Origin of the sequence: Mariniflexile soesokkakense (assembly GCF_039650365.1) — a bacterium.
GTDB lineage: Bacteria > Bacteroidota > Bacteroidia > Flavobacteriales > Flavobacteriaceae > Mariniflexile > Mariniflexile soesokkakense.
This window is the reverse complement of sequence record NZ_JAZHYP010000001.1, coordinates 697,875-724,835: the sequence shown is the minus strand read 5'-3', so window position 1 is coordinate 724,835 and position 26,961 is coordinate 697,875. Positions and strand designations below refer to the sequence as shown.

Sequence of the window (26,961 nt, the reverse complement as noted above, 5' to 3'; positions counted from 1 at the left end):
TGAGTTATAAATGTTAGATATGTTAAGTTCGTTAGTAAATAAATATAATATAGCGGGACCACGCTATACAAGTTATCCAACCGTTCCGTATTGGAATCAAGATACGTTTTCATTAAAAAAATGGAAAGCATCATTAATTAAGTCTTTTAAGGAAAGTAATGCAGGAGAAGGTATTAGCTTATACATCCATTTACCTTATTGTGAAAGCTTGTGTACGTTTTGCGGATGCAATAAACGTATAACCAAGCAGCATAGCGTAGAAACACCTTATATAGATGCGGTTTTAAAAGAATGGCATTTGTATTTGGATTTGTTTGATGAAAAACCAATTATAAAAGAGTTGCACCTTGGTGGTGGTACACCTACTTTTTTTAGTCCTGAAAGTTTAACCCGACTTATAAAAGGCATTGTAAAACTAGCTTTAGTTTCCGATGATTCTGAGTTTAGTTTTGAAGGCCACCCAAATAATACCACAAAAGCACATTTAGAAACACTTTACAATATAGGTTTTAGACGGGTAAGTTATGGTGTGCAAGATTATAATGAAACGGTGCAAAAAACCATCCATAGAATTCAGCCTTTTGAAAACGTAAAACGTGCTACTGAAATGGCAAGAGAAGTAGGTTACACCTCTGTTGGTCATGATATTATTTTTGGATTGCCATTTCAAACTCTAGAGCATGTAAAAGAAACCATTTTAAAAACCAAAGCGTTGTTGCCCGATAGGTTGGCTTTTTATAGTTACGCCCATGTACCTTGGTTAAAAGGAAACGGACAACGTGGGTTTAATGATTCCGATTTACCTTCGGGAGCATTGAAAAGGCAACAATATGATTTAGGTAAACAATTGCTTGGTGAAGTGGGTTACCACGAAATTGGCATGGATCATTTCGCTTTACAGACCGATTCACTTTATAAATCGATGCAAAATGGTAAGTTGCATAGAAATTTTATGGGTTATACAGCATCAAAAACTCAAACTATGATAGGCTTAGGTGCATCCGCAATTAGTGATAGTTGGTATGGGTTTGCACAAAACGAAAAAAGTATTGAGGCTTATTACCATTTGTTAGCTGAAAATATTTTGCCTGTTTACCGAGGGCATATTCTAAATGAAGAAGATTTGATAATACGAAAACATATTCTTAACTTAATGTGCCAGTTTGAAACATGTTGGTCTAATAATTCGCTTTATTTTGACTCACTTACAGAAGTGCAATCGCGATTACAGGAAATGGAGAGAGATGGACTGCTTTTTATAGATCCAAATAGTATAGAAGTAACAGCAAAAGGACAGCCGTTTGTTAGAAATATATGTATGGCTTTCGATTTGTATTTACAAAGAAAACAGCCTGATACACAGTTGTTTTCTATGACTGTTTAATTTAAAAACGAAATCAGATGAAAAAAATTATTGTACCAGTAGATTTTTCTGAACACTCAGAATATGCGCTAAATACAGCGGCAAAACTTGCTAAGAGGTATGGCGCTGAGGTTTTGGTATTGCATATGCTAGAAATGTCCGATCTTATGTTAACGGCATCAGAAGGGCTACAATATGAAAAAGCAGCATATTTTTTCAAGTTATCCGAACAGAGATTTGAAACTTTTTTAAAGAAAGATTATTTAAAAGAGGTGAAAGTAACACCTGTAATTAAGCACTTTAAAGTTTTTAGTGAAGTTAATGATGTAGCCCAGAAAAACGATGCCGACCTTATTGTTATGGGGTCTCATGGTGTTAGTGGTGTTAAAGAATTTTTTGTTGGTTCTAATACAGAGCGTGTGGTAAGAAATGCTGAAATACCTGTGTTAGTCGTAAAAAATAAACTAAGGGATATTAATTTTGAAACGGTAGTTTTTGCTTCCGATTTCTCAGAAGAATCCATTGAGGCTTATAGGAAGGCGGTTAAAATGTTTGAGGCAATGAATATGAAAATGCTTATGGTTAATGTGAATTTACCCAATGAACGTTTTAAAAGTTCTATTGAAATAGAAAAACTTGTGGTTAATTTTTTTACTAAAGCCGATAGAAATTTAGATAGAATGGAAGCGGTTCATTATGTGTCCGATTATACTGTTGAGGATGGCGTTATTACCTTTGCCTTAAAAGTGGGTGCCGATATTATTGCCATGCCAACACATGGTAAAAAAGGATTGGCACATTTTTTTGAAGGTAGTATTGGAGAAGACGTCGCAAATCACGCCAACCTACCAGTAATGACTTTTAAAATTTAGGGGTATTTATAGGGTGTTTTTTTAGTGATTGTTTAGTGTAACAGTGATTCTCTTTTTATTCAATAGTAGGAGATAGCACATTGAACAAATTGGCCTTGGTATTCAGGTAGTTGTTTTCAAGCTCAATAGCTTTAAGTTTGGCATCTATGAGTTTTGATTCTCTAGAATTTACCAAAAACAAGGAGCTTTCCCCCAGAAATAATTTACGTTCTTCAGCATTGAGCATGGTTTTGTAGTCATTTACTATGGAGGCTGTAAATGTGCTTTGAATATTGAATGATTCTAACTCTCTGTTAATAGCATAAATTTTGTTTTTTAGTGTTACTTTGGTAGCTTTTATCTCAAATTCAGTGTCTTGTAATTTTAGTTTTGCAAGTTTTAAATCGGCACGTTCTTTTCTTAAAAATAAAGGAAAACTAATATTTAATCCACTTTTGTATGCTGAAGTGCTAAACGATTGTGTTACTTCAGGGGTTTGAGATAAAAAGTTGTATTGTAAATCAACTGTTGGGAGTAAATTGTTAAGTTGTAATCGTTTTTCTAGTGTTAAACTTTGGAATTTATAATCTAAGGATTGAAGTTTTGGATGGGTTTCCAAGTTTAAATTTTCAATATTCAGAGCTGATGTGTTAAGCGTTTCGTCAATGATTATAAAGGTGTTGGTGTCTGGTGTAATATGGTCTTTAATTTCAACAGGGGTATTGTTGTCTAGCCATAAATAGTTTGATAGCTCCAAAGTAGCCTTAATATATTTTATACGATATTTTTCAAGGTTCAATTTTCGGTCGCTTAGCGTAATTCGGGCTTCTAATGTATCTATGGCCGACATTTCGCCTACTTCATAATTCTTTTTTATACCGTTAAATCGTATTTGAGCATTTTCAAGAAAACTTTCATAAACCTTTTTTTCTTTATAGGTTCTAAGCCAATTAAAGTAGGTTATGGTTGCTTCATATAGAATATTGTTTGTAAGTAGTTGTTTGTCTGTTTTGGCTTGTTTTACATATAACTTACTTTGTTTTAGTATTGTCATCCGCTTATTGGTCAAAAAGCCTTGAGCTAACGACACGGAAACACCTGCGCTATATAATCCGTCTTCGGGAATTGTAGCTTCTGGGTTCAAATATAGACCATCATTTTCCTCAAAATTGGCTTTTAGTTCAATGCCATACCAAGTGGGTATTTTAAAGGAAGCATTAAGTTTATCATAGTACTCGGTATTTTTAAACTTTTTTCTATCATAATCTACTTCTATTTTGGGGTCAAAAGCACCACGGGCTTTCATTAACTTAGCTTCACTTTCGTTAATAATTAGGTTGGCCTGTTTTACAATAGGGTGAAAAGATTTTACATACCCCAAATATTCAGATAGGCTAATTACCGAAGTACTGTCTTGTGCAGAAGCAAACGAAAAAAGGCTAGTAAAAAGATATATGTTCAATAAAAAAACTCTCATTTTTTATCTTTTTTTGTTGAAGTTCCATATTTGTCTTGTGGTTGGTAATAGTTGGGAGGGAAGCTGTTAATTTGTCGCCACAATTCATACCAAATGGGAACATTTTCTAATAGTGCAATAGTATGTGCCCCTGAACCAACACGTATTGCTTTAGGCCATTCGTGGTCGTTAGCATCTGGTGCTAAAAGAACCCTATATTTACCATTGTCACTAATAAAGTTTTCTATGGCAACCACTTTAGCACCGTAAGTACCGTAACTTGCGTTGGGCCACCCGCTAAATACAATGGCTGGCCAACCATCAAACTGAATACGTACTTTTTCTCCAATATGTAAAAGTGGTAGGTCTAAAGGTTTTACAAAAGTTTCTACGGCCAAATCAAATTGTTCGGGCATAATGCCTACTAAAGCCTCACCTTCTTTAAAGGTAATACCTATACCACCTGTTAGTGCTTTGTTTATATAGCCATTTTGGGGTGCTGTTACATACAATAAACTATTTCTTATTTTATAATTTGTATAAGCATTTTCTAATTTTGTGACTTGTGCCTTCGCTTCAAAACCACTAGATTTTGCTGTAAACATATCGCTTTCTGATTTAGAAATTTTATCAGTATACTCAGCATTGATTCTAGATAGTTCTATTTGAGCATTTATAAATTCATTTTTACTTGTTAGGTATTTGTTTTCTTGAGAAATCAATTTAGCTTGGGTTTCTTGAAGTTTTAAGCGTTTTTCTTCAACATCTTTAATGGCTTTTAAACCTTCTTCTTCTAAGGTTTGAATTCGTTTAAACTGACGTTCTGCAATTTCGATGTTCGTTTTAGCAGCTTGTAAATCGATGCTGTCACTTTTTACTTTTAATCGAGCTTGGATCAACTTGTTCTGTGTTTGCTGGAGTTTTAAACTTTGCTCATTATGCAGTGCTGCTACTTGTCTATTTAGTGCTTCTACTTTGCCTTGATAGGCGTCTACAGACGACGATTTTGCTTCAATTTGCTCATTTGTTCTTTCTACTAATTTGTCATCAAAATACTCGCTTTTTATTTCTGAAATTCTTAAAATAGTATCGCCTTTTTTTACAAAATCGCCTTCTTGAACAAACCATTCCTCAATGCGTCCAGGTATTTGAGACTGGATGGTTTGAGGACGCTGGTTTGGTTTTAGAGTGGTAACTTGTCCTTGACCGCTAATGTTTTGTGTCCAAGGAAGAAACATTACAATAAATATAATGGCGGCAGCTATCAATAGAAATTTATTGAATAGTTTGTAGTATGTTTTGTTGAAGATTTTCTCTGTTGATTTGTAGTTCAAAAGGGATACTTTCCTGTTTAATTTATTGTGTGATATATTAAGCATGGTAGGTGTTTTTAATTTCTCCTTTTTCTAGTGTTAGTATTTGTGTGCTTTTTGGTTTCCATGCATCGTTGCCACTTACAACAATTAAAGCCCATGGCCTGTCTTTGTGTGTTAAGTAGTTTATGATGGCATTGGTTTCGGTTGGGTTAAATCGGTCTAGTGCATCTTCTAAAATAAGCACTTTTGGTTTTTTTAAAATGGCTCTGGCCAGAATAATTTTTTTAGAAACTGTATGCGACATTTGTTTTCCATCGGGATGTAATACCGTTTTTAGTCCTTTAGATTGTTCTTTTATAAACTCAGTCAAACCTACTTTGTTCAGAGTATCGAAAATTTCTTCATCTGATATGCTTTGGTTTCCAAAAGTTAAATTGTCTTTTATTGATCCTTCAAACGGCGTTTCTTCTGTTAGGGATAGGCCCAATTGGGAACGGTAGTGATTTAAGTTTAAGCTTCTTATTGATAGGTTATTAATATAAATGTGTCCTGCAGTGGGTTCTGTAATGCCAGAGATAAGGCGTAGCAGTGTAGATTTTCCAGAACCGCTTTCTCCAAGAATCAAAATTCTACTATCTGGCTTTACATTAAGTGAAATATTATATATAATTGGACTGTCTTTATCGGGTACCCGATAAGAGACTTCGTTTAATTCTAAATTGACAAAATCTTTAAATATTGGTTTTTCACCTGCTTGCTCTTCCAATTCTTTGTCTACTATTTGGCCTAGTTTTTCTATAGATGTGAGCACGTCGTAGAAAGGCTCTAGTCCAAGAATTAATTTTTCTACAGAAGCAATAACCAATAAAATGATAATTTCAGCGGCTACAAATTGTCCGATGTTCATTTCTTGATTGAGGACTAAGGCGCCTCCAATAAGTAATAAACTTGCGGTTACAATAACTTTAAAACTTATCATTTGAATAAATTGAGCAGCTAAAATATTAAAATGGCTTTCTCTGGATTCTAGGTATTTACAAACTAAATCATCATTTTTACTTAGCGCTAAATTTGTGTTTCCTGATAATTTAAAACTAACTACGCTTCTGGCTATTTCTTGTATCCAATGGGCAACTTTGTATTTGTTTTTTGATTCTTGGAGGCTGGTTTCCAATCCTTTTTTTGCAGTGAACTTAAATACGATAAATATTAACACTAAGAGTAAAACACCAAATATGATAAAGAATGGATGGTAAAATGATAGTAAAATGAGTGCAAATATAATTTGTAAAATAGCTGTTGGAATGTCTATAAGTATTTTTGATAGTCCTTTTTGGATGGTTAAAGTATCAAAAAAACGGTTCGCCAATTCTGGTGGATAATAATTGCGGAGTTCGGTCATCTTGATTTTTGGAAAACGGTAACTCAGCTCAAATGATGCACGCGTAAAAATACGTTGTTGAATAGTTTCAATAATACGCAATTGCATCAGCTGTAAAGCTCCTGAAAACGCAACACCAATCGTTACTAATGTAACCAATACAAACCATGATGTGGAAATTTGTGCACCTTGTATTAAATTGATAATAGCTTGAATACCTAAAGGTAGCGAAAGTGCTACGATACCAGAAAAAATGGCGTAGTAAAACACTTGAAGAATATCCCTTTTTTCAAGTTGTAGTAACCCCATAAAGCGTTGCCAAGGAGACATGTTTGGTTGTTCCATAGTTATATTTTTAAGGTGTTTAAGGTTAGGTTTGTGAAGAAATCCGAGGGTTTGGTATTGGATTTACAATCGGTTATTGAAGGGAAATGGTCTTTTAAAAAATATTGGTGTAAGCTACCTTCTATTACAGTGCTTGCTAGAGAAGAAGCGTATGCATAGTTTGGTTGAGCATTTTGTATCATATCGCGTAACCGTTGTACAATACGTTTGTAAATAACAAAATATCCCTCTCTGTTCTCTTTGTCAACTTCTTTTGTTAGAAAAGATTTTGAGTTTTCGTTAATAATAATGTTGTTTAGAACGATGGCATCAATATGGCTGAAATTTGAATCTCTTTCTCCTGTTCTTGAAACAATCTCTATGGCTTTTATTAGCTTTTCTTTGGGGTTAGGAATACTGTGTGTTTCAAAAACTAATTGATACTCGATGCGAGCCCAGTACCAAGAAGACAAGTACAATAATAATTTATGCTTACTTTCAAAATAGCGATAAATAGAGCTTTCGTTCGAACCTATTTTATCACCTAACTTTTTAAAAGTAAAAGTGTCAAATCCTATTTCATCAATTAAAAGAATGCTATGTTCAATAATCCTTTTTCCAAGAGTAGAAGATTCGGGATCTTTTACATAAATTTTTTCTGGAACAGCAATTTTTAAATTAGACAGTAAAGTATGCATAAATATTTAATTTAATTGCAAATATAATAGTATTACTATTAAAAACAAGAGTATAGCTTTTATTTTATTTATTTTTTTTTAGAAAATTGCTGATTATCAATGAAATTGGTTTTAAGCCAATATGAAAAAACACTTAAATTATTAAGGGTGAATTTTTTAAGTTTGTTTAGAATTGAAAAAATAATGGCAGTTTATTTGGCTTGAAATTGTGTCGTGTATTGGGGAAGGAGAAATAAAGGGAATGCCCAATCCTAAGCCACGTAAAATAAATAATATTCCAATTACTATTATAAAAATGGGAATAGCTTTCTGTATGTTTTGTCTAATATTCCCTTTTAAAAACTGACTAAAGTAAATAGCGGTAGTCATTAATGGAATTGTCCCTAATCCAAATGTGGCCATATAGATACTTCCATTCAAGGCATTTCCACTTGCAATGGCCGCAAATACAGCCACGTAAACCAAACCGCAAGGCAATAATCCATTAAGAAAACCAATTGTTAAAAAAGTATCTGAGGTCTTTTTCTTTAATGCCACTCCTAAAGCAGATTTAACTTTGCCTATAAGTTTGTAAATGGGTTTAGAAAGGTTGTATTTGTTTAATGTATATTGCGGGATTATTATAAAAACAATCATAAAAACTCCAGTAATAATCGATAGTTGCTGCTGAAAGCCGAATAGATAAAAGCTTTTGCCGATAAGTCCAAAAATTAAGCCTATTGAACTGTATGCTAGTAGTCTTCCTAAATGATAAATAGCAATTTCAGAAATTTTTTTAAAAGTATTTGTTCTATCTACTGGTAACATAAAAGCGATTGGTCCGCACATGCCAATGCAATGAAAACTACCTAATAGACCTAAAACAAATGCAGAAATAAGCATATCAATAATTTATGGTTTCTTTATATAAATATAATTGGTTGTTATATTTCCAATCTACTTTAATGTTCCAACGACCACCTACCAAACGTTTGTCAGGTATGAGCAAAAAAGGTTCGGACAATGAAATATTAGTTTCAAAGTCCAATTGTTTGTTAGATGGTCTGTATAGGAACACTTTACCCGTGATTTTTTTTAAGTCTACCTCACTTGGGAAATGAATAGCTAATCCCTCAGCTGTTTTTTTATATGTAATATCGTGGTTTAGGTTCTTGGAGTTATTTAATTTGTCAATATCATTTTGATAGGTCAATTCTTCTCCATAATAATCCTCGGTTACCAAATCGTAGTCATACTTGCTATCTACGTTCATGGTTATGATAAAAAACATGATAAAGCTTATAAAGCCTATAAATGCTATCACTATGCCTGTGCCCCAGTTTATTTTCATAATTTATAATTTTTATTCTTCCCTTAAGGGAAGCGTTTTTTTAAGTAGCCCTAATAATGTATTAAGTGCAATTTATTTATGGTTTCATTGATTTAATTTGAACCCACTGATAATGCCTAATATGTTAATTTATCGATTTTTTTGCTTCTGGCATGATACTTTATCCTTTTCATCGGTAGCTTCTTGGTCCCAGAAAATTAGCCGTAGTGGTTTCAATGAGTTTACCGTTTTGGTAAATACCAATTCTTATTTTGTTTCTATCACCTGTTAGTGCCAAATTATCTATTTCAATAAATAGTGTTCCTTTTGTGATACCGCCCTTTGGAACCGTAAAGCTATTGCTGGTAGCGACTAACTTTAAAGTGCCTTTGTGTGATAGTAATTTTAAACTTATATTGTCAATATCTTCGGTTGTCTTGTTAACTAAATTATAAGTAAAAACATTGCTGATAATGTTGTTTTCTTTGTGCTCGTATAATTGTCCGGGCAGTCTTAAAAGTGTTGCCTCAATATCATTTCTTAAAAAAAGCATTCCTACAAGTAATCCGGTTAAAATAGTAAGGACTGCAATATAGCCTTTCATCCTTGCGGTTAATTTAAAAGGTATTTTCTTTTCAATATTGTCTTCGCTTGCGTATCTAATTAAGCCTTTAGGTAATTTAATACTTTTCATAATATGGTCGCACTCATCAATGCAAGCAGTACAGTTAATGCACTCTAGTTGGGTGCCGTTTCTAATGTCTATACCCGTTGGGCAAACATGTACGCACTGTAAACAATCTATACAGTCGCCAAACCCTAAGGCTTGTCTGTCTTCATTTTTTTTATATTTCTTTCTGCCATTTTCAGATTCACCTCGTTTGTGGTCGTATGCAACAACAATCGATTGGTTGTCTAATAAAACACCTTGTAAGCGGCCGTAAGGACAGGCAATTATGCAAACCTGTTCTCTAAACCAAGCAAATACAAAATAAAAAACAGCTGTGAAAATCAATAAAGAAATTAAAGTGTTTTTATGTTTTAAAGGTCCATCTGTTATATATTTTATTAGTTTGTCGCTACCTATTAAATATGCCAAAAACACGTTGGCGATAAGGAAAGAAATGAATAAGAAAATTATAAATTTGAGTCCTTTTTTTTTGGTTTTTTCTGTATTCCAAGCTTGTTTTGCCAAACGGATTTGTTTGCCTCTGTCTCCTTCAATCCAATATTCAAGACGTCTAAAAATCATTTCCATAAAAATGGTTTGGGGACAAATCCATCCGCAAAAAATCCGACCAAATGCTACCGTAAATAGTGTGATGAATACTATCCCTATTAGCATTGATATAACAAACAGGTAGAAATCTTGTGGCCAAAAAGGAAATCCGAAAATATTAAAGCGGCGTTCAACCACATTAAACAATAAAAACTGGTTGCCGTTAATTTTTATAAATGGCGACAAGAATAAAAACGCCAATAGAAAATAGCTTACTAATTTTCGGTATTTATAAAAAGAGCCACTTGGTTTTTTAGGGAATACCCAAGCACGCTTACCTTCTTCTGTAATTGTACTGATAGAATCTCTAAAAACTTCGTTTTCTTGGGTTTCCATTTGTTTTACTTTAAAAATAGAACCAAGAAGAAAAGTAAAAGGGTTGCTTCAGTTCTGGGTTCATGCTGAAATTAGTTGATAGTTTTTAACGATCTGTTTGTGAAATGTTAGTTTCTTTTTCTTTTGTTTGTGTGCTATTTGTAGTATTGGTCCAGATATCGCCTTCTGGGTCTTTTGGGTTTGCAGGTGTAGTGCCTTGAAAACTTAATACATAGCTGGCTACTTGTGCAATTTGAGCTGGTTTTAATTGTGTTTTCCATGCAATCATGCCTTTGCCAGAACGTCCACCTTCAGAAACAGTTTGAAATACATTTTTTATACCTCCACCTAAAATCCAATGTTGATCAGTTAGGTTAGGGCCAATGCCTCCACCGCCATCTGCCATGTGACAGGCGACACAATTAGTTTCGAAAATGGTTTTTCCTGCGCTTAAATCGGATGTGTCAGTAAGTAATGTAACGGTGTTGGCATCTACCAAGTCTTTAGCGTTTTTTTTGTAGGCTTCGATAGCGCTTTGTGCATTAGCTAATTCGGTTTCTAATTCAGTGTATTGATTTGCACCATTGAACACATGGTATCTTAATAGATAAACTGCTCCAAATATTATAGAGATGTAAAACCCGTAAAGCCACCAAGGTGGTAAGTTGTTGTCTAATTCTTTTATGCCATCGTAGTTATGGTCTAGAATGATTTCACCTTCTTCTTCAATTGGTTTAGACCCTAAAAGCTTTTTGTAGGTCTTTTTAATCCAAATAAATTTATAGGTATTTTCTTTTTTTGCTAAAAAACGTGCTTTCGCTTCTTTGTCAAGTTTGTGAAGCATAACATTTTCTAAAGCACTTATTATTACTTCAATGGAAGTTAAGATAATTAATACTAGTAAAAGAAATAATAACACAACAGGGTATTCTATAAATGCTGGTTTTTCGCCGGAATCGATAATGAATTCTGTAAATCCGAAAATTAGAAAAAATACAACAGGAACACGTACCCAGGATGGAATTAAATGTCTCATAATATATCGTTGTTTTGGTTGTCTAATGGTAGGTTACTAACTGTTTTTATATATTCTTTTTTTGCTGTAAATACCCAACAAAAAAGCACTACAAAAAATGTGAAAAATATTAATAATGATATGATGGGGTATACCTCTATTCCTGAGATACTATCCATATAATTTTTTACAAACTTTAACATGATTGTTCTTTTGATGGTTAATTTTGAGCTGTTTCTACTTTAATATCGGTTCCTAAACGTTGCAAATAAGCTATAATGGCAACAATTTCCCTGTTTTTCATTTCAATAAAAGCTTCTCCATTTTCTTGGGCATATTTTTTGTCGGTTTCGTAGTTCTTTGCAAAGTCAGGGTCGGCATAAAGGTTTTCTTCAATTTTAGTTCCTTGTGCTAACATCGTTTTTTTGGCATTGGCAATTTCTTTTTCGGAATAAGGAACTCCAAGAGATACCATGGCTTTCATTTTTGCTTCAGTTTGAGATTTGTCCAATTCGTTCTTAATCAACCATTGGTAACGGGGCATAATTGAGCCTGACGAAGTACTTTGTGGGTCGTACATGTGATTAAAGTGCCAATTGTCAGAGTATTTTCCACCAATTCTATGTAAATCTGGACCAGTACGTTTGCTTCCCCATAAAAATGGGTGGTCGTAAACGTATTCACCTGCCTTGGAGTAGTCGCCATAGCGTTCAACCTCACTTCTAAACGGACGAATCATTTGTGAATGGCAGCCCACACATCCTTCTCTAATATAAATGTCTCGTCCTTCAAGTTCTAATGGTGTGTATGGTTTTACACTGGCAATGGTTGGGATATTAGATTTTACCATAATAGTTGGTACAATTTGAATAATACCACCAATTAAAATAGCAATAGTAGCACCAATAGTTAATTGAATTGGTTTGCGTTCTAGCCAAGTATGCCATCCTTCACCAGCTGTACGTTTTTTAGATACACGCTCTAAAGCAGGGGCTTCAGCCAATTCATTTTCAACAGTGCTGCCTTGTTTAATGGTTGCAATAATATTGTATACCATTACGAGCGTTCCTATAATGAATAATGTACCTCCAATAGCACGCATCCAATACATTGGTATAATTTCGGTAACGGTTTCTAAAAAGTTTCCGTAAGTTAATGTGCCATCTGGATTAAACTGTTTCCACATACTGGCTTGTATAAATCCCGCAACATACATTGGTAAGGCATACATTATGATGCCCAGTGTACCAATCCAGAAGTGCAAATTAGCTAATGCTGTTGAATATAATTTTGTTTTGAAAAGTTTAGGTACTAAATAGTAAATCATACCAAATGTTAAGAAGCCGTTCCATGCTAAAGCTCCAACGTGTACGTGTGCAATAATCCAATCGGTAAAATGTGCGATGGCATTTACATTTTTTAGCGATAATGTGGGGCCTTCAAAAGTAGCCATGCCGTACCCTGTTATGGCTACTACCATAAATTTTAATACAGGATCTATACGTACTTTGTCCCAGGCACCACGTAGGGTTAATAGACCGTTTATCATACCGCCCCAAGAAGGCATTAGCAGCATAACAGAAAATGCAACGCCTAGATTCTGTGCCCACTCAGGTAGAGCAGTGTATAATAAATGGTGTGGACCAGCCCAAATATATATAAAGATTAAAGACCAAAAGTGAACAATAGATAGTCTATAGGAGTAAACGGGTCTGTTAGCTGCTTTGGGTACAAAATAATACATTAAACCTAAAAAAGGTGTTGTTAAAAAGAAGGCAACAGCATTATGTCCGTACCACCATTGTACCAAAGCATCTTGAACGCCGGCGTATACCGAGTAGCTTTTTAAACCGCTAACAGGCAGTTCTAAACTATTAAAAATATGAAGTACAGCAACGGTTACAAACGTGGCAATGTAAAACCAAATTGCAACATATAGGTGGCGTTGTCTTCTTTTTAAAATAGTACCAATTAAGTTCCAACCAAAAACGACCCATACTACTGCAATAGCGATGTCAATTGGCCATTCGAGTTCAGCGTATTCTTTGGATGAGGTATAGCCTAAAGGAAGTGAAATAGCGGCAGCGATGATAATAAATTGCCATCCCCAGAAATTTATTTTACTTAGCGTATCGCTAAACATTCTGGCTTTAAGTAATCGTTGGGTAGAGTAGTAAACTCCTGCAAAAATAGCATTTCCAACAAATGCAAAAATTACAGCATTAGTATGTAAGGGGCGTAACCTGCCAAAACTAAGCCATGAAATACCATCTGTTAAATTTGGGAACAAAAACATGAATGCCAATAGTAATCCTACCGTCATGCCTACAACACCCCAAAGCGTGGTGGCATAAATAAAGTTTTTAACGATTTTATTATCGTAGTGAAATTGTTGCATTTCCATAGAATTGTGGTTAATCTTTTTTGGTTAGTATTGATTTTTTGGTGTTTTCTTTAATAAGTTCGTCTTCAAAAAGCATACGCACTGAAGGAGTGTAACTATCATCAAATTGTCCTTTTTTTAGAGCTATAATGAAGGCCGCAAAAAAGCAAATAGCAACAATAATGCTTATGGTTAATAAAACATAAATAACACTCATACCTACTTGAAGTTATGGTCCAAAATTACTTTCATGGTGTAACTTAAAATATGACATTTGTCATGTATCGAGTTTATTCTAATTTTCTTTTGGATAAATTGGTTGCAAGTGTTGTAAACGCTACAATACTAATGGAGCTTAATGGCATTAAAATGGCTGCAACTACAGGTGATAGTTGCCCAGAAACAGCAAAGTAAAGCCCAATACAGTTGTATATGAATGAAAGCCCAAAACTCCATTTGATGATTTTTATGGCAGTTTTTGAAACTTTTATATAATTATGTAATTGGTTGAGTTTTGAAGCGTCTAAAATGGCATCGCAAGCAGGAGAAAACACATTGACATTTTCTGAAATAGCAATACCAACGTTACTTTGCGCTAAGGCCCCTGCATCATTCAGCCCATCTCCAATCATTAAAACATTGGAGCCTTCATGTTGGAGGTGTTTTATGTATTCTAGTTTGTCTTTTGGTTTTTGGTTAAAAAGTAATTTTGTCTTTGTTGGAAGTAACTTAGTAAGGTTTTCTTTTTCGCCTTCATTATCTCCGGAAAGAATCACTAAGTCATATTCTATTTTTAATGAATTGAATAGGTTGGGAAGTCCTTTTCGGTAGTCATTATAAAATGTAAATCTTCCTTTATATTGATTATTTGTACTAACGTGGACTGTTGTATTTAGTAAAGCTGTTTCGGAAGTTAAACCTACAAAAGGAGCCGACCCAACTTTTATTTGGTAGTTATTGTAAGTGGCTTCAATACCTTTTCCTAAATGTTCTTCAAAAGCATCTAAGGTTAGAATGTTGTGTTCATTTAAAATCGAGTATAATGACCTGCTTAGCGGATGGTTAGAGCCCCGTAATGTGCTTTTTAAAAGCAATGTTTCCTCTTTTGAAAGTTCTAAGCCTTCATAAGTAATGGCGCTTTCTTTGTTGACGGTAATGGTTCCGGTTTTGTCGAAAATAATGGTGTTTATTTTAGCAAGCTGTTCAATAACACTTGCGTTTTTTAGATAGAATTTTTTCTTCCCAAGAATACGAAGCACGTTACCGAAAGTAAAAGGGGCAGCTAACGCTAAAGCACAAGGGCATGCAATGATTAATACTGAAGTAAAAACGTTTGTGGCTTTTGTAGGATCGGCGACTAGCCAAAAGGTGGTTGCCAATAAAGCAATTATTAAAATGCTTATGGTAAAGCGTTTGCTAATTTGGTTGGTAATATTTGTAAAAGCCATCGATTTGTCTTTTTTAAACACATCATTACTCCAAAGCTGGGTTAAATAACTTTGTTCAACAGATTTTAGAACATCAACCTCAATACTGCCGTGCAATTGTTTACCACCTGCAAATAGTTTGTCGCCCGATTGTTTTGAAACCGTTTTGGATTCGCCTGTAACAAAGCTATAATCAATACGTGCATTGCCTTTTGTCAAAATGCAATCAACAGGAATTAGTTCTTCGTTTCTAATTAAAAGACGGTCACCTTTTTCAATATCATAAATTTGAACTGATTCTTCTTTTCCGTTGGTGTTGATTTTGGTAATTCCAATAGGAAAATATGATTTGTAATCGCGTTCAAACGATAAAAAGGAATAGGTTTTTTGTTGAAAAAATTTTCCGAGTAATAAAAAGAAAATAAGTCCTGTTAAACTATCGAAAAAACCAGAACCGGCATCGAAAATAATTTCAAAAGTACTTCTAAAGAATAAAACAGAAACCCCTAGTGCTATTGGCACATCAATATTTAAAATTTTAGAACGAAGTCCTTTATATGCTGAAATAAAATAATCTTGAGCCGAATAAAAAACTACCGGAACAGAAAACGTAAACATAAGCCATCTAAACAAAGGTTTAAATTGCTCTAGCCAAAATTCGCCCACTTCAAAGTATTCTGGAAAGGATAAAAACATAACGTTGCCAAAAGCAAAACCGGCAATACCCAGTTTGTATATTAACGACCTATCAATATGTTTTTTTCCAATGCTGTAATCGTCTAAACTTATATAAGGTTCGTGGCCAATACTGCTTAATAAAGTTACTAGGTTTTTTAACGACAGTGTTTTGGCATTAAAATTAACCCGAACTGTTTTTTTTCCAAAATTTACAATAGAAGTGCTTATTGAAGGGCTTAATTTGTTGAGGTTTTCTAAAATCCAAATACAGGAGCTGCAATGAATATGGGGAATGTAAAGTGTAATTATTTGTGTGTTATTCTCATTAAACTCTAGAAGCTGCTCAATAATTTTAGAATTTTCTAAAAAGTTGTATTTGCCTTCTATGTCTTTAGGTGTGGCACCAGGTGCGGTTTCTAAATCGTAATAACAGGTTAGATCATTTACAGAGAAAATTTCGTATACCGTTTTGCAACCATTACAACAAAATAGTTTTTCATCAAACGTAATATTGGCCAATGTGGCATCTAAACCACAATGATAGCATGTACTTTTACCCATTTTTATTTGCTCGATTATACCTAATGCAAAGGTTTGAATTGAAGTGCTTTTTAAGTATGATATTTGTCATGTTTTCTTTATTTTTACCAAACTTCAATTTTAAGTATGTGTACATCCCATCTATTTAAGGTAATTCAATATAGCTTCTTTAAGCGTTTGCTAATCGCTGGTTTTTGTATACATTCAATCAATTCTAAAAAGCTTTTGTTTTAATGTTTCAGAACGATAAAGATGTGTTTAAGGTGCTTTTTGAAGCTGTATCAGAAGGTGTTATTGTAGTAGACAGTCATCAAAAAATTGTAGCTACCAATGCTTCGGCCGAATGCATGTTTGGTTATAGTAAAACGGAAATTGTAAACCAAGATCTTACTATTTTAATACCGCAAAAATACCGGGCTACCCATAGTACGCATGTAGACGGTTTTATGGAGCAAAAGAAAAGTAGACAAATGGGACGTGGTCGAGATTTGTATGGAGCTCATAAGAATGGTAGTGTGTTTCCGGTTGAAGCAGGTTTGAATCCCTTGGAAATTAATGGCGAGTCGTATGTGATGGCTTTGGTTATAGATATTTCTATACGTAAAGAACAGGAACTTCAATTACAAGAGCTTAATACCCAATTGGAAAAAAAAGTTGTGGAGCGTACCAAAGAGTTGAGTAATACGGTTGAAGCATTAAAAACTGTAAATTTAGAACGCGATACCGAAATTAAAAAACGTATTGAAGCTCAAAATGAAACCAAAGATGCCCTTAAAAAAGAAAAGGAACTTAATGAATTAAAAACAAAATTTTTATCGCTAGTGTCTCATGAATTTAAAACACCTTTAAGTGGTATTTTAACTTCGGCTATGTTGTTGGGAAAATATAAGTTGGCAGAACAACAGGAAAAACGTGATAAACACGTAAAAACAATTACTGATAAAGTACATTACCTGAATAATATTTTGAACGATTTTTTATCCATTGAGAAATTAGAAACCGGCAAAATTAGTTATAAGTTCAGCACATTTAAAATAAGCAAGGTGGTTAATGAAGTGGTTTACAATGCCAATATGCTTTTAAAAGAAGGACAAAAAATAAACTATCCTGAAAATATTGATGACTACTCCATGTTTCAAGATGAAAAAATTGTAGAGTTGGCGTTGTCTAATTTAGTGCATAATGCCATTAAATATTCATCTGAAAACACTTTGGTGGATATTCAAATAGAACAAGACATTAAGCATACTACTTTTACAATTAAGGATAACGGAATAGGGGTACCGGCAAAAGATCAAAAAATGATATTTAATCGCTATTTTAGAGCAGAAAATGCACTTCTTACTCAAGGAACAGGTATTGGGTTGAATATTGTAAAAAGCCATTTAGAGAATTTAGGAGGCTTTATAACTTTTGAAAGTGAAGAAAACAAAGGAAGCATGTTTACATTTGTAATACCTAATAAAGCAGAATAATGAAAAGAATATTATTGATAGAAGATGATGTTATTTTAAGAGAAAACACAGCTGAATTATTAGAACTATCAGAATACCAAGTTGTAACCGCGTCTAATGGTAAAGCGGGATTGGAAAAAGCCAAAGCTAGTTTGCCAGATATTATTGTTTGTGATATTATGATGCCTGAATTAGATGGCTACGGTGTATTAGAAGCTTTGGCTAAAAACGAAAAAACACAACACATTCCTTTTATATTTTTATCGGCAAAAACCGAACGTAAAGATGTTCGGAAAGGTATGGATCTAGGTGCAGATGATTATATCACTAAGCCCTTTGAAGAGGATGAGCTTATAAGCGCCATAGAAAGCCGTTTAGCCAAAGCAGCAATTTTAATAGAAAGAAGCACCGTTTTAGAGGTTGCTGATGAAAATGAAGAACTTCGAACACTTAACGACCTTAAGAATTTTTTTGATGATAATGGGGATGAAGTAAACTATGCTAAAGGTGATGTGGTTTATGAAGAAGGACAACATTCTAACCACATATATTTAATTTCTGGGGGCTTAATAAAGTGTCATAAGTTAGATGAACAGGGTAAAGATTTAACAACGGCACTTTATAAAGAAGACGACTTGTTTGGCTACACTTCCTTTACACAAAATACGCCATATCAAGAAACGGCTACTGCTGTACAAGATTCAAAACTGATAGCACTTTCTAAAAACGAACTTAAAAATGTACTGAACAGCAACCATAAAGTAACCTTGGAATTGATACAATTATTAACCGACGATCTTAGTACGGTAAAGGATCAATTACTGCAAATGGCATACAGTTCAGTTAAAAAAAGAACGGCAACCACGATATTAAAATTCGCCGAAAAGCTTAATCGCAAACCTGAGGATGCCATTAGAATTTCAAGAAGCGATTTAGCTAGTGTAGCAGGCATTGCTTTAGAAAGTTTAATTAGAACGCTTTCAAGCTTTAAAGATTTGGGGCTTATTGAAATTGAGGGTCGGAATATAAGAATTCTAGACATCGATAAACTTAAGCAAATAAGCTAATTTTGTTGAAATAAAGGCAAATTATGATTTTGGTCATATTTCATTAGTTGTCATGCTTTTACTTTTGTTTTTTGAAGACACAAAGCATGAAGAATATTTTAATACCAACAGATTTTTCTGAAAATGCGTGGAATGCCATCCAATATGCATCGCACTTTTTTAGTAAATCGTCATGTAATTTTTATTTATTACACGTTAATACAAGCAGTACATTAGGTACTGAAGAAAGCGCTTATGTAAATAAAAAAAGTAGTACTTCAGAAATTTTAACAAAACCCATCAAAAAATTATTACAAGAAACCGTAAAACGGATTCATGACCAATTACCAAAAAATCCAACACACAAGTTTTTTACTATTTCAGATAGTAATTATATTATCAATTCTATTAGAGAACAAGTTGTTCTAAATGGCATTGATTTTATTGTAATGGGAGCTAAAGGAACTTCGGGTTTTAACAAACGTTCCATTGGTAGTAACACAGGTAACGTTATTACAAAAGTAAAATGTGCAACGCTTGTAGTTCCAGAAAACTCTCAATATAGGGCACTAAAAAAGCTGGCGTTTCCAACCGATTTTTCAATCTTTTACCGCACAGAAACGCTACAGCCTGTATTAGATATTATTGAAGCAAATAAGGCAGAGGTTAACGTATTGTATGTTAATAAACATAGTTTGGAACTTAATGAAGATCAGCAAAGAAACAAAGAATATTTAACGGATTATTTTACGAACTACGAGCATAGTTTTCATTTTGTAATAGACAAATACATTGAAAATGCGGTTCAGCAATTTGTAGATGATAAAGGGATTCATTTAATAACGATGCTGGCTAAAAATCTAAATTATTTTCAGCAAATATTATTTCATCCTGCGGTTAATAACATTAGCTATTATAGGAATATACCTTTTTTGGTGTTGCATTAAATCTATATTTTTAAAGAGCTTCAATTATTTTTTTAACCTTTCAATCGAAAATAATGGGAAAGTGTGAACAATGTATTATTAAACAATTTAATGCGCTTAAATCTTTAAGTAAAGAAGAACTTGTTAGAATTTCAGGATGTAAAACTTCAAGGTTTTTTAAAAAAGGAGAAGTTATTTTTGATGAAGGGGAGACAATTAACGGTGTTTATTGTGTAAAAGAAGGTATTTGTAAACTATCTAAACTAAGTGAAAATGGAAAAGACCAAATAGTTAAAATGGTTGTTAAAGGGCAATTATTGGGGCAACGTTCTCTTATTGCCGATGAAGCCTCGAATTTACAGGCAATAGCTTTAAACGATATGGAAGTTTGTTTTATTCCTAAAAGCCAAATAATTAACGATTTACAAAATAACTCAAAATTTTCATTTGATGTTTTAAAGGAAATGGCTCATGATTTAAAAGAAGCAGATAATATTATTGTAAATATGGCTCAAAAAACGGTAAGGCAACGTTTAGCAGAGGCCTTAGTTTATATCCACGATAGTTTTGGAGTAAATTCAGATAGAACCTTAAGTATATTGTTATCTCGCGAAGATTTTGCAAACATTGTTGGTACTGCAACCGAGTCTGCAATTCGTGTTTTATCTCAATTTAAAAAAGAAGACTTAATTTCAGTTGTTGGAAAACAAATACGAATTGAAAATTTAGAAGGGTTAAAACGTGTAGAATAATATCTATAAGCTATTCATGTTAAAGTATAGATAAATCTAATTACTGTATCTTCATTTTTGTATAAAAAAACAGTATTTTTATACAGCTATGACAAAATATACTACTTCAAGAAAAGGTTTTGTTTTTAAAAAATACGAAGCTCCACAACAGGCACTATTCGATAAACTTTTTGATATTTTTAAAGAGCTTATTACCCACACTTCTGGTGATTTTGACGAAGCCATTGATTGGTTGCGTGAATTGGATAAAGAATATAAACTCACCACTTCAGAATATACCATTGACGATTTTATTGAAGATCTCAAGAAAAAGGGCTACATAAAAGAACAGATAGACCCTGACGGAAATGGTGGTACGGCAATCACAGCAAAAACTGAACGAGCCATTCGCCAACAAGCACTTGACCATATTTTTGGAAAAATAAAACGTAGCGGTCAAGGCAACCACAAGAGTAAAAGTCCAGGAATAGGAGATGAACATACGGGCGATTTTAGAAATTATCAGTTTGGTGATGCATTGGATAAAGTTTCAATGACCGAGAGTTTGAAGAATGCGCAAATTAATCACGGCATTAGCGATTTTAGTCTATCAGAAGAAGATTTGGTGGTAGAGGAAACACTCCATAAATCGCAAATGAGTACCGTTTTAATGATTGATATTAGCCATAGTATGGTACTTTATGGTGAAGACCGCATTACACCAGCTAAAAAAGTATCCATGGCATTGGCAGAACTAATCACAACGCGCTACCCTAAAGACACCTTAGATATTTTAGTTTTTGGTAATGATGCTTGGCAAATTGAAATAAAGGATTTACCGTATTTAAAAGTAGGCCCATATCATACCAATACCGTTGCAGGCTTACAATTGGCAATGGATTTACTGCGCAGAAAGCGTAACACTAACAAACAAATTTTTATGATTACAGATGGTAAGCCAAGTTGTTTGCGATTGCCAGATGGCGAATATTATAAAAACAGTAACGGATTGGATAGGCATATTGTAAATAAATGCTATGCCATGGCACAACAAGCACGACGTTTACACATCCCCATTACCACATTTATGATTGCAAAAGATTCGTATTTAATGCAATTTGTTCGAGAATTTACTTTTGCAAACCAAGGAAAAGCATTTTATACAGGTATCAAAGGATTAGGTGAAATGATTTTTGAAGATTACGAAACCAATAGAAAAAAGAGAATTAGAGGGTGAAATAAGTTATAAGTGAAAAATTAAAAGTTAACATACGTATAATTTTTCAAATTAAATAAAATATGAAAATAGAGAATATAAAGACACTAGGAGACTTGAAAAAATCAGGTTATCAATTCAAATCTATTAAAGATGAGTTAAGAGATAACCTTGTTCAAAAAATAAAGAATAAAGAAACCACGTTCGAAGGTGTACACGGGTATGAAAATACTGTAATTCCAGAATTAGAACGTGCTATTTTATCGCGACATAACGTCAATCTTTTAGGTTTGCGGGGTCAAGCAAAAACAAGGCTGGCCCGTTTGATGATTAATTTGTTGGATGAATATATTCCATATATTGAAGGTTCCGAAATTAACGACGACCCACTTAAACCCATTTCACGTTATGCCAAGGAATTAATTTATGAAAAAGGAGATGTTACACCAATTTCATGGTTACACCGAAGCAATCGTTTTGCTGAAAAACTGGCAACTCCCGATGTAACAGTTGCCGATATTATTGGGGATGTAGACCCTATTAAAGCAGCCAATTTAAAATTAAGTTATGCAGATGATCGTGTAATTCATTACGGTATGATTCCACGTGCTAACCGTTGCATTTTTGTTATTAATGAACTTCCCGATTTACAAGCAAGGATTCAGGTAGCTCTCTTTAATATCCTTCAAGAAGGTGATGTTCAAATTAGAGGATTCAAACTTAGGTTGCCTTTGGATATACAATTTATATTTACTGCAAATCCTGAAGATTACACCAATAGGGGAAGTATCGTAACACCTTTAAAGGATAGAATTGGATCGCAAATTTTAACACATTATCCTACCGATATAAAAACTGCTAGGTTAATAACGCAACAAGAAGCAAAAATTGTTGAATCGCAAAAACAAAATATTCAAGTCCCGGATTTGGCAAAAGACCTATTGGAGCAAATTGTTTTTGAAGCTAGGGAAAGTGTTTTTGTTGATGTAAAAAGTGGTGTAAGTGCCCGTTTAAGTATCACCGCTCTAGAAAATTTACTTAGTACCGCCGAATTACGTGCTTTAAAAACTGGTGATGAGCACACTTTATTACGTTTAAGTGACTTTGTAGGTATCATACCGTCGGTTACAGGAAAAGTGGAGCTGGTTTACGAAGGCGAACAGGAAGGTGCTGCCATAGTGGCTTATAATTTAATAGGAGAAGCTGTAAAAAGGTTGTTCCCTCTGTTTTTTCCTAAAATTGAAAAATTAAAAAAACAAGCAGATGAAAGTCCTTACGATGATATTGTCTCTTGGTTTTTTAACCAAACAGATGGATTTGAACTGTTGGATGATATTCGAGATAAAGAATATAAAAACATGTTGGATGCCATTTCTCCTTTAGATGATTTGTTAGGGAAATATCAACCTAATTTGAGTAAGGACGATACTTATTTTGTAAAAGAATTTGTGCTTTGGGCGTTGGTGGAATTCAAGTTATTGAGCAAGCACCGCTTTTTAGAAGGTACCCAATTTAAAGACCCATATGGAAGTTTCATTGGGGGTATATAGATGAAATATATAAATGAAAAGGAGAGGCGAGTCGCTTCTCTTTTTTTTTATAAAATCATGGATTTAAAGATTTTAAAGCAGTATCGAAAACCTGTTGTTTTTTTTTAATTTGGAAAAGTGCTTGTTTGTGTTTTTGTTGAATCTATAAAAACATAGTGTTTAATTTTTTAAATTCCTATTGATAACTTGTCTGTTTGTTACATCAGGAATATTGATAATAATAGTATGTAATTTCTTTTGTATTATTTTTAAAAATTGTAAATTATGGGAAATCAATACTTTAATTCTAATAAAAAACCAAAAAATTTATGGATAAAACTAAAGATAGTATTCAATACAACATAAAGCTTCTTTCTTTTGATATTGATAACACTCTAATAGATTTTCATACACACAAAAGTAATTTTTCGAAAATATGGAAAGAACACAAACCTCAAAACAATATTATTCTAACCTACAATACGGGACGTTTAATTGATGACGTTCTAAATTTAATTAATAAAAACATTCTTCCCGAACCAGATTACATTATTTCTGGCGTAGGAACCCATATTTATAACTGTAAAGATAAGTCTGTTGTTAAAGAGTTTAATGATGTACTTGATGATGGTTGGGATTTAAAGGCTGTAGAAGATGTTATTCAAAATATAAACCACCCTATTAGTGATCAGCCTACAAAGTTTCAGCACGCCTACAAACGAAGCTATTTTTTTCATAATGCAACCCAAGAACTTATAGATAATATTGAGCAGGATTTTATTGACGCCAATATGCACATAAATGTTGTTTACTCTGGAGAACAATATCTTGATATTTTGCCCAAATGGGCAAATAAAGGAAATGCTTTACAATGGTTACTGAGAAAACTGAATATCGACACATCAGATGCCTTGGTTGCAGGTGATAGCGGAAACGATTCGGCTATGTTCGAGATGGAAGATATGAAAGGAATTGTGGTGGCCAATGCTCATGAAGAGCTTTATAAATTTACAAAGCACAGACAAGTATATCATTCCGAATGTGACTATGGCGATGGTGTTGTTGAGGGATTAGTATACTATGGCGTGCTGCCAAAAGAGGCATTTGTGTGTAGTGTTGAGGATCATGCAGAAGACTTTTTTATTAAACAAGAACTAAACAATATAGCAACTGAAGATGAAGGCGAGAAGATAGCCTTAATTAAAGAAGGTTATGAAAAAGCTATTGAAGCCTTAAGAAAAAATATTACACCTTTAGGGTTTTCAGCTTGTTCTATAAAAGATAACATACCAAATGGAACCGATGAAAACTACCACAGTGTATGGGCAAGAGATGGCGCTATAACTGTTATTGGGTCGCTGCCTCTTATTCATGATGAAGAAATTCATAAATGTCAACGTCAAACACTTTTAACCTTATTTGAACATATTTCGCGTAATGGGCAAATTCCATCTAATGTTCGCATAAAAGACAATGTGCCCGATTACTCAGGAGTAGGAGGTATCTGTTCCATAGATAGTGGTATTTGGGTGGTTATTGCATTTTATGAGTATGTAAATGTTACCAAGGATATGGAGTTTCTTAGAGATCATATTGCAGACATAAAAGAAACTATGCGATGGTTAGGGGCGCATGATAGTAACAATGATGCATTACTTGAAATTCCAGAAGCAGGTGATTGGACAGATTTGTTCGGAAGAAGCTATAACATACTTTATGATGAAATTTTGTGGTATCGAGCCAATGTGTGCTTTGGGCGTATGTTAGAAATGTTAGGAGATTATGAGCAAGCAGGAGAGAACATTAGATGGTCTCAAGTAATTAAAAAAGAGATTATTCAAAATTTTTGGCCTTCAACACAACAGAAATTATTTTCGGGAGTTTCCTTTGCAGAGCGTCAATTTACTTTAGGCGATACATCTTATTTAATAGCGCAAACAACCCCTTTCGACTTTAGTTGGCGTTGCGATACTTTAGGGAATATTTTAGCATTCCTACATGGTGCGGTCGATTCTGAAAAAGCCCACCAAACATTTAGGTTTATGTTAGGTGTAGGTGTTAACGACCCATTTCCTGTGGCTAATGTTTATCCTGTTGTAAGTCCGGGAGACCCTGATTGGCGTCCGTATTACACAGTAAACCTTCTTAATTTGCCCAACCATTATCACAATGGGGGTATTTGGCCTTTTGTTGGCGGATTTTGGGTGAAGTTTATAAATAAATTAGGGTTTAAAGATGTTGCTACTGTAGAATTACATAAACTGGCTTTATTAAATAAAGAAGGTGTTAATGAAGAATGGGAGTTTACAGAATGGGCACATGGAACTACTGGTAAACCTATGGGAAAAGCATACCAAGCTTGGTCTGCCGCTCAATATATTTCAGCTTGTCATGACTTAAAAATAATTAACAAATAATATAAAATTAAAAATCATGAAATCAATTTTAATGATCTCGTTACACGGGTACGTAGGAGCCAATGCCGAATTAGGAAAACCAGATACAGGAGGACAAGTTGTTTATGTTTTAGAACTCGCAGAACGTTTTAGTAGACTTGGAAAAAAAGTAGATTTAGTAACGCGTCAATTTGAAGATCAGCCAGAATATGATATTGTAGATGATAATTATAGTGTATGGCGTATTCCTTTCGGAGGAAAAGAGTTTATCCGTAAAGAAGATATGCACGATCATTTAAAGAAGTTTGTTACTAATACCTTAGCAGCTATAAAAAAAGAAAATAAGAAATACGATATTGTTTATACCCACTATTGGGATGCTGGTTGGGCAGGACAAAAAATTGCAGAAGAATTAGGTATTTCCCATGTACATACACCACATTCTCTTGGGTGGTGGAAACGCCACACTATGGGTAGTGATATGGATGAAAAGGAAATGGAAAAAACTTATCGTTTTAAAGAACGTATTCGAAAAGAATATTTTGTTTATCAAATGTGCAACTTTGTAATAGCTACAACCTTACCACAAGTAGATTTGCTTACAAAGCAGTATGATGTTTTACCTAGAAACTGTGGTATGATACCACCTGGGATTGATGAAAATCGTTTTTATCCCGTACCTTCTAAAGAAAATGATAAGGTGCGCTCCAAGTACGATATACATCCAAATGATATTCTTTCTCTTGGTAGGATGGCGCATAATAAAGGATATGATTTACTCTTGCAATCGTTGCCTACCGTATTGGAGCTTTGCCCGGAAGCACGTTTGGTAGCTGCCATTGGAGGCGATTCTGAACAAGACCAACAAGGTATTGAAAAGCTTAAAACTTTAGCAGGTGAGTTAGGGGTTTTAGATAAAATAAAATGGAAAAATTATATTGCAGATGAAGATTTAGCAAACGTTTATAGATCGGCTAATATTTTTGCGATGCCATCAAGGTACGAACCTTTTGGAATGGTAGCCATTGAAGCCATGGCCTGTGGTACGCCAAGTGTGGTGACAGTACATGGTGGTTTATATGATTTAATTGATTTTGGTAATCAAGCATTATTCGCCGACCCGCATCGCCCCATAGAATTTGGAGCCATGTTGTCCATGCCTTTGTTGTACCCAAAAATGAGAAACGAACTATCGGTTGAAGGAGCTCGTTTTGCACGTCGTAATTTTGGTTGGACGGGTATTGCAAAACGTATACTTAAAATATTTGATAATTCCATTAACCAACAATCTATGGAGTCAAATATTTATACAAATTAGAATGATGTTT

The 26,961-nt window shown here is 33.9% G+C and carries 22 protein-coding genes; 10 read left to right on the top strand and 12 right to left on the bottom strand.

Features of this window, described 5'->3' with window-relative positions; all coding sequences use genetic code 11:
* Window positions 1-19 precede the first annotated feature (19 nt).
* Both hemN and VP395_RS03350 read left to right on the top strand, forming a co-directional pair.
* Window positions 20-1,384, top strand: a complete 1,365-nt coding sequence (gene hemN / locus VP395_RS03355) for an oxygen-independent coproporphyrinogen III oxidase (protein WP_346240297.1) — start codon at window positions 20-22, stop codon at window positions 1,382-1,384.
* Between the two features lie 17 nt (window positions 1,385-1,401).
* Window positions 1,402-2,235 (top strand): universal stress protein, encoded by an 834-nt coding sequence (locus VP395_RS03350; RefSeq protein ID WP_346240296.1) that lies wholly within the window; start codon window positions 1,402-1,404, stop codon window positions 2,233-2,235.
* A 55-nt stretch (window positions 2,236-2,290) separates the two neighbouring features.
* Here VP395_RS03350 and VP395_RS03345 read toward each other — a convergent pair whose 3' ends face one another.
* The 12 genes from VP395_RS03345 to VP395_RS03290 form a co-directional block, all read right to left on the bottom strand.
* A complete protein-coding gene (locus VP395_RS03345; protein WP_346240295.1) occupies window positions 2,291-3,691 on the bottom strand; it encodes a TolC family protein in 1,401 nt (466 codons plus the stop codon).
* The gene (locus VP395_RS03340) at window positions 3,688-5,049 is read right to left on the bottom strand and encodes an HlyD family secretion protein (RefSeq protein WP_346240293.1); all 1,362 of its coding nucleotides are present in this window, start codon (window positions 5,047-5,049) and stop codon (window positions 3,688-3,690) included. The genes VP395_RS03345 and VP395_RS03340 overlap by 4 nt, the downstream gene beginning before the upstream one ends.
* Complete coding sequence (locus VP395_RS03335) at window positions 5,042-6,712, bottom strand: peptidase domain-containing ABC transporter (RefSeq protein WP_346240292.1); 1,671 nt, start codon at window positions 6,710-6,712, stop codon at window positions 5,042-5,044. The genes VP395_RS03340 and VP395_RS03335 overlap by 8 nt, the downstream gene beginning before the upstream one ends.
* Window positions 6,713-6,714: 2 nt before the next feature.
* Window positions 6,715-7,389, bottom strand: a complete 675-nt coding sequence (locus tag VP395_RS03330; RefSeq protein ID WP_346240290.1) for a TetR/AcrR family transcriptional regulator — start codon at window positions 7,387-7,389, stop codon at window positions 6,715-6,717.
* 156 nt (window positions 7,390-7,545) lie between these two features.
* Window positions 7,546-8,271 carry a sulfite exporter TauE/SafE family protein gene (locus VP395_RS03325; protein ID WP_346240289.1) on the bottom strand — a complete coding sequence of 242 codons (726 nt, stop codon included), beginning with the start codon at window positions 8,269-8,271 and terminating at the stop codon, window positions 7,546-7,548.
* Between the two features lies 1 nt (window position 8,272).
* Window positions 8,273-8,719 (bottom strand): FixH family protein, encoded by a 447-nt coding sequence (locus VP395_RS03320; protein ID WP_346240288.1) that lies wholly within the window; start codon window positions 8,717-8,719, stop codon window positions 8,273-8,275.
* Window positions 8,720-8,888: 169 nt separating this feature from the next.
* A complete protein-coding gene (gene ccoG, locus VP395_RS03315; RefSeq protein ID WP_346240287.1) occupies window positions 8,889-10,313 on the bottom strand; it encodes a cytochrome c oxidase accessory protein CcoG in 1,425 nt (474 codons plus the stop codon).
* 85 nt (window positions 10,314-10,398) lie between these two features.
* The gene (locus VP395_RS03310; RefSeq protein ID WP_346240286.1) at window positions 10,399-11,328 is read right to left on the bottom strand and encodes a cbb3-type cytochrome c oxidase N-terminal domain-containing protein; all 930 of its coding nucleotides are present in this window, start codon (window positions 11,326-11,328) and stop codon (window positions 10,399-10,401) included.
* Window positions 11,325-11,510 (bottom strand): CcoQ/FixQ family Cbb3-type cytochrome c oxidase assembly chaperone, encoded by a 186-nt coding sequence (locus VP395_RS03305; RefSeq protein WP_346240285.1) that lies wholly within the window; start codon window positions 11,508-11,510, stop codon window positions 11,325-11,327. Before VP395_RS03305 ends, VP395_RS03310 begins: the two co-directional genes overlap by 4 nt.
* 17 nt (window positions 11,511-11,527) lie before the next feature.
* Entirely contained in the window at window positions 11,528-13,711 is a 2,184-nt protein-coding gene (gene ccoN / locus VP395_RS03300) for a cytochrome-c oxidase, cbb3-type subunit I (protein ID WP_346240284.1), read from the bottom strand.
* Window positions 13,712-13,721: 10 nt separating this feature from the next.
* Window positions 13,722-13,907 (bottom strand): cbb3-type cytochrome oxidase assembly protein CcoS, encoded by a 186-nt coding sequence (gene ccoS / locus VP395_RS03295; protein WP_346240283.1) that lies wholly within the window; start codon window positions 13,905-13,907, stop codon window positions 13,722-13,724.
* Window positions 13,908-13,980: 73 nt separating this feature from the next.
* Entirely contained in the window at window positions 13,981-16,356 is a 2,376-nt protein-coding gene (locus VP395_RS03290) for a heavy metal translocating P-type ATPase (protein ID WP_346240282.1), read from the bottom strand.
* A 212-nt stretch (window positions 16,357-16,568) separates the two neighbouring features.
* Between VP395_RS03290 and VP395_RS03285 the strand changes: the two genes are divergently transcribed.
* The 8 genes from VP395_RS03285 (at window position 16,569) to VP395_RS03250 (ending at window position 26,951) form a co-directional block, all read left to right on the top strand.
* Window positions 16,569-17,810, top strand: coding sequence for a PAS domain-containing sensor histidine kinase (locus tag VP395_RS03285; RefSeq protein WP_346240281.1), 1,242 nt, complete (start codon window positions 16,569-16,571; stop codon window positions 17,808-17,810).
* Window positions 17,810-18,856 carry a response regulator gene (locus tag VP395_RS03280; protein WP_346240280.1) on the top strand — a complete coding sequence of 349 codons (1,047 nt, stop codon included), beginning with the start codon at window positions 17,810-17,812 and terminating at the stop codon, window positions 18,854-18,856. The genes VP395_RS03285 and VP395_RS03280 overlap by 1 nt, the downstream gene beginning before the upstream one ends.
* Window positions 18,857-18,942: 86 nt before the next feature.
* Complete coding sequence (locus VP395_RS03275) at window positions 18,943-19,782, top strand: universal stress protein (RefSeq protein ID WP_346240279.1); 840 nt, start codon at window positions 18,943-18,945, stop codon at window positions 19,780-19,782.
* A gap of 53 nt (window positions 19,783-19,835) precedes the next feature.
* Complete coding sequence (locus VP395_RS03270; protein WP_346240278.1) at window positions 19,836-20,513, top strand: Crp/Fnr family transcriptional regulator; 678 nt, start codon at window positions 19,836-19,838, stop codon at window positions 20,511-20,513.
* A gap of 88 nt (window positions 20,514-20,601) precedes the next feature.
* Window positions 20,602-21,729 (top strand): vWA domain-containing protein, encoded by a 1,128-nt coding sequence (locus VP395_RS03265; RefSeq protein ID WP_346240277.1) that lies wholly within the window; start codon window positions 20,602-20,604, stop codon window positions 21,727-21,729.
* Window positions 21,730-21,791: 62 nt separating this feature from the next.
* Entirely contained in the window at window positions 21,792-23,258 is a 1,467-nt protein-coding gene (locus tag VP395_RS03260; protein ID WP_346240275.1) for a sigma 54-interacting transcriptional regulator, read from the top strand.
* A 308-nt stretch (window positions 23,259-23,566) separates the two neighbouring features.
* Window positions 23,567-25,654 (top strand): HAD-IIB family hydrolase, encoded by a 2,088-nt coding sequence (locus tag VP395_RS03255; RefSeq protein ID WP_346240274.1) that lies wholly within the window; start codon window positions 23,567-23,569, stop codon window positions 25,652-25,654.
* Window positions 25,655-25,670: 16 nt separating this feature from the next.
* A complete protein-coding gene (locus tag VP395_RS03250) occupies window positions 25,671-26,951 on the top strand; it encodes a glycosyltransferase (protein WP_346240273.1) in 1,281 nt (426 codons plus the stop codon).
* Window positions 26,952-26,961: the final 10 nt, after the last annotated feature.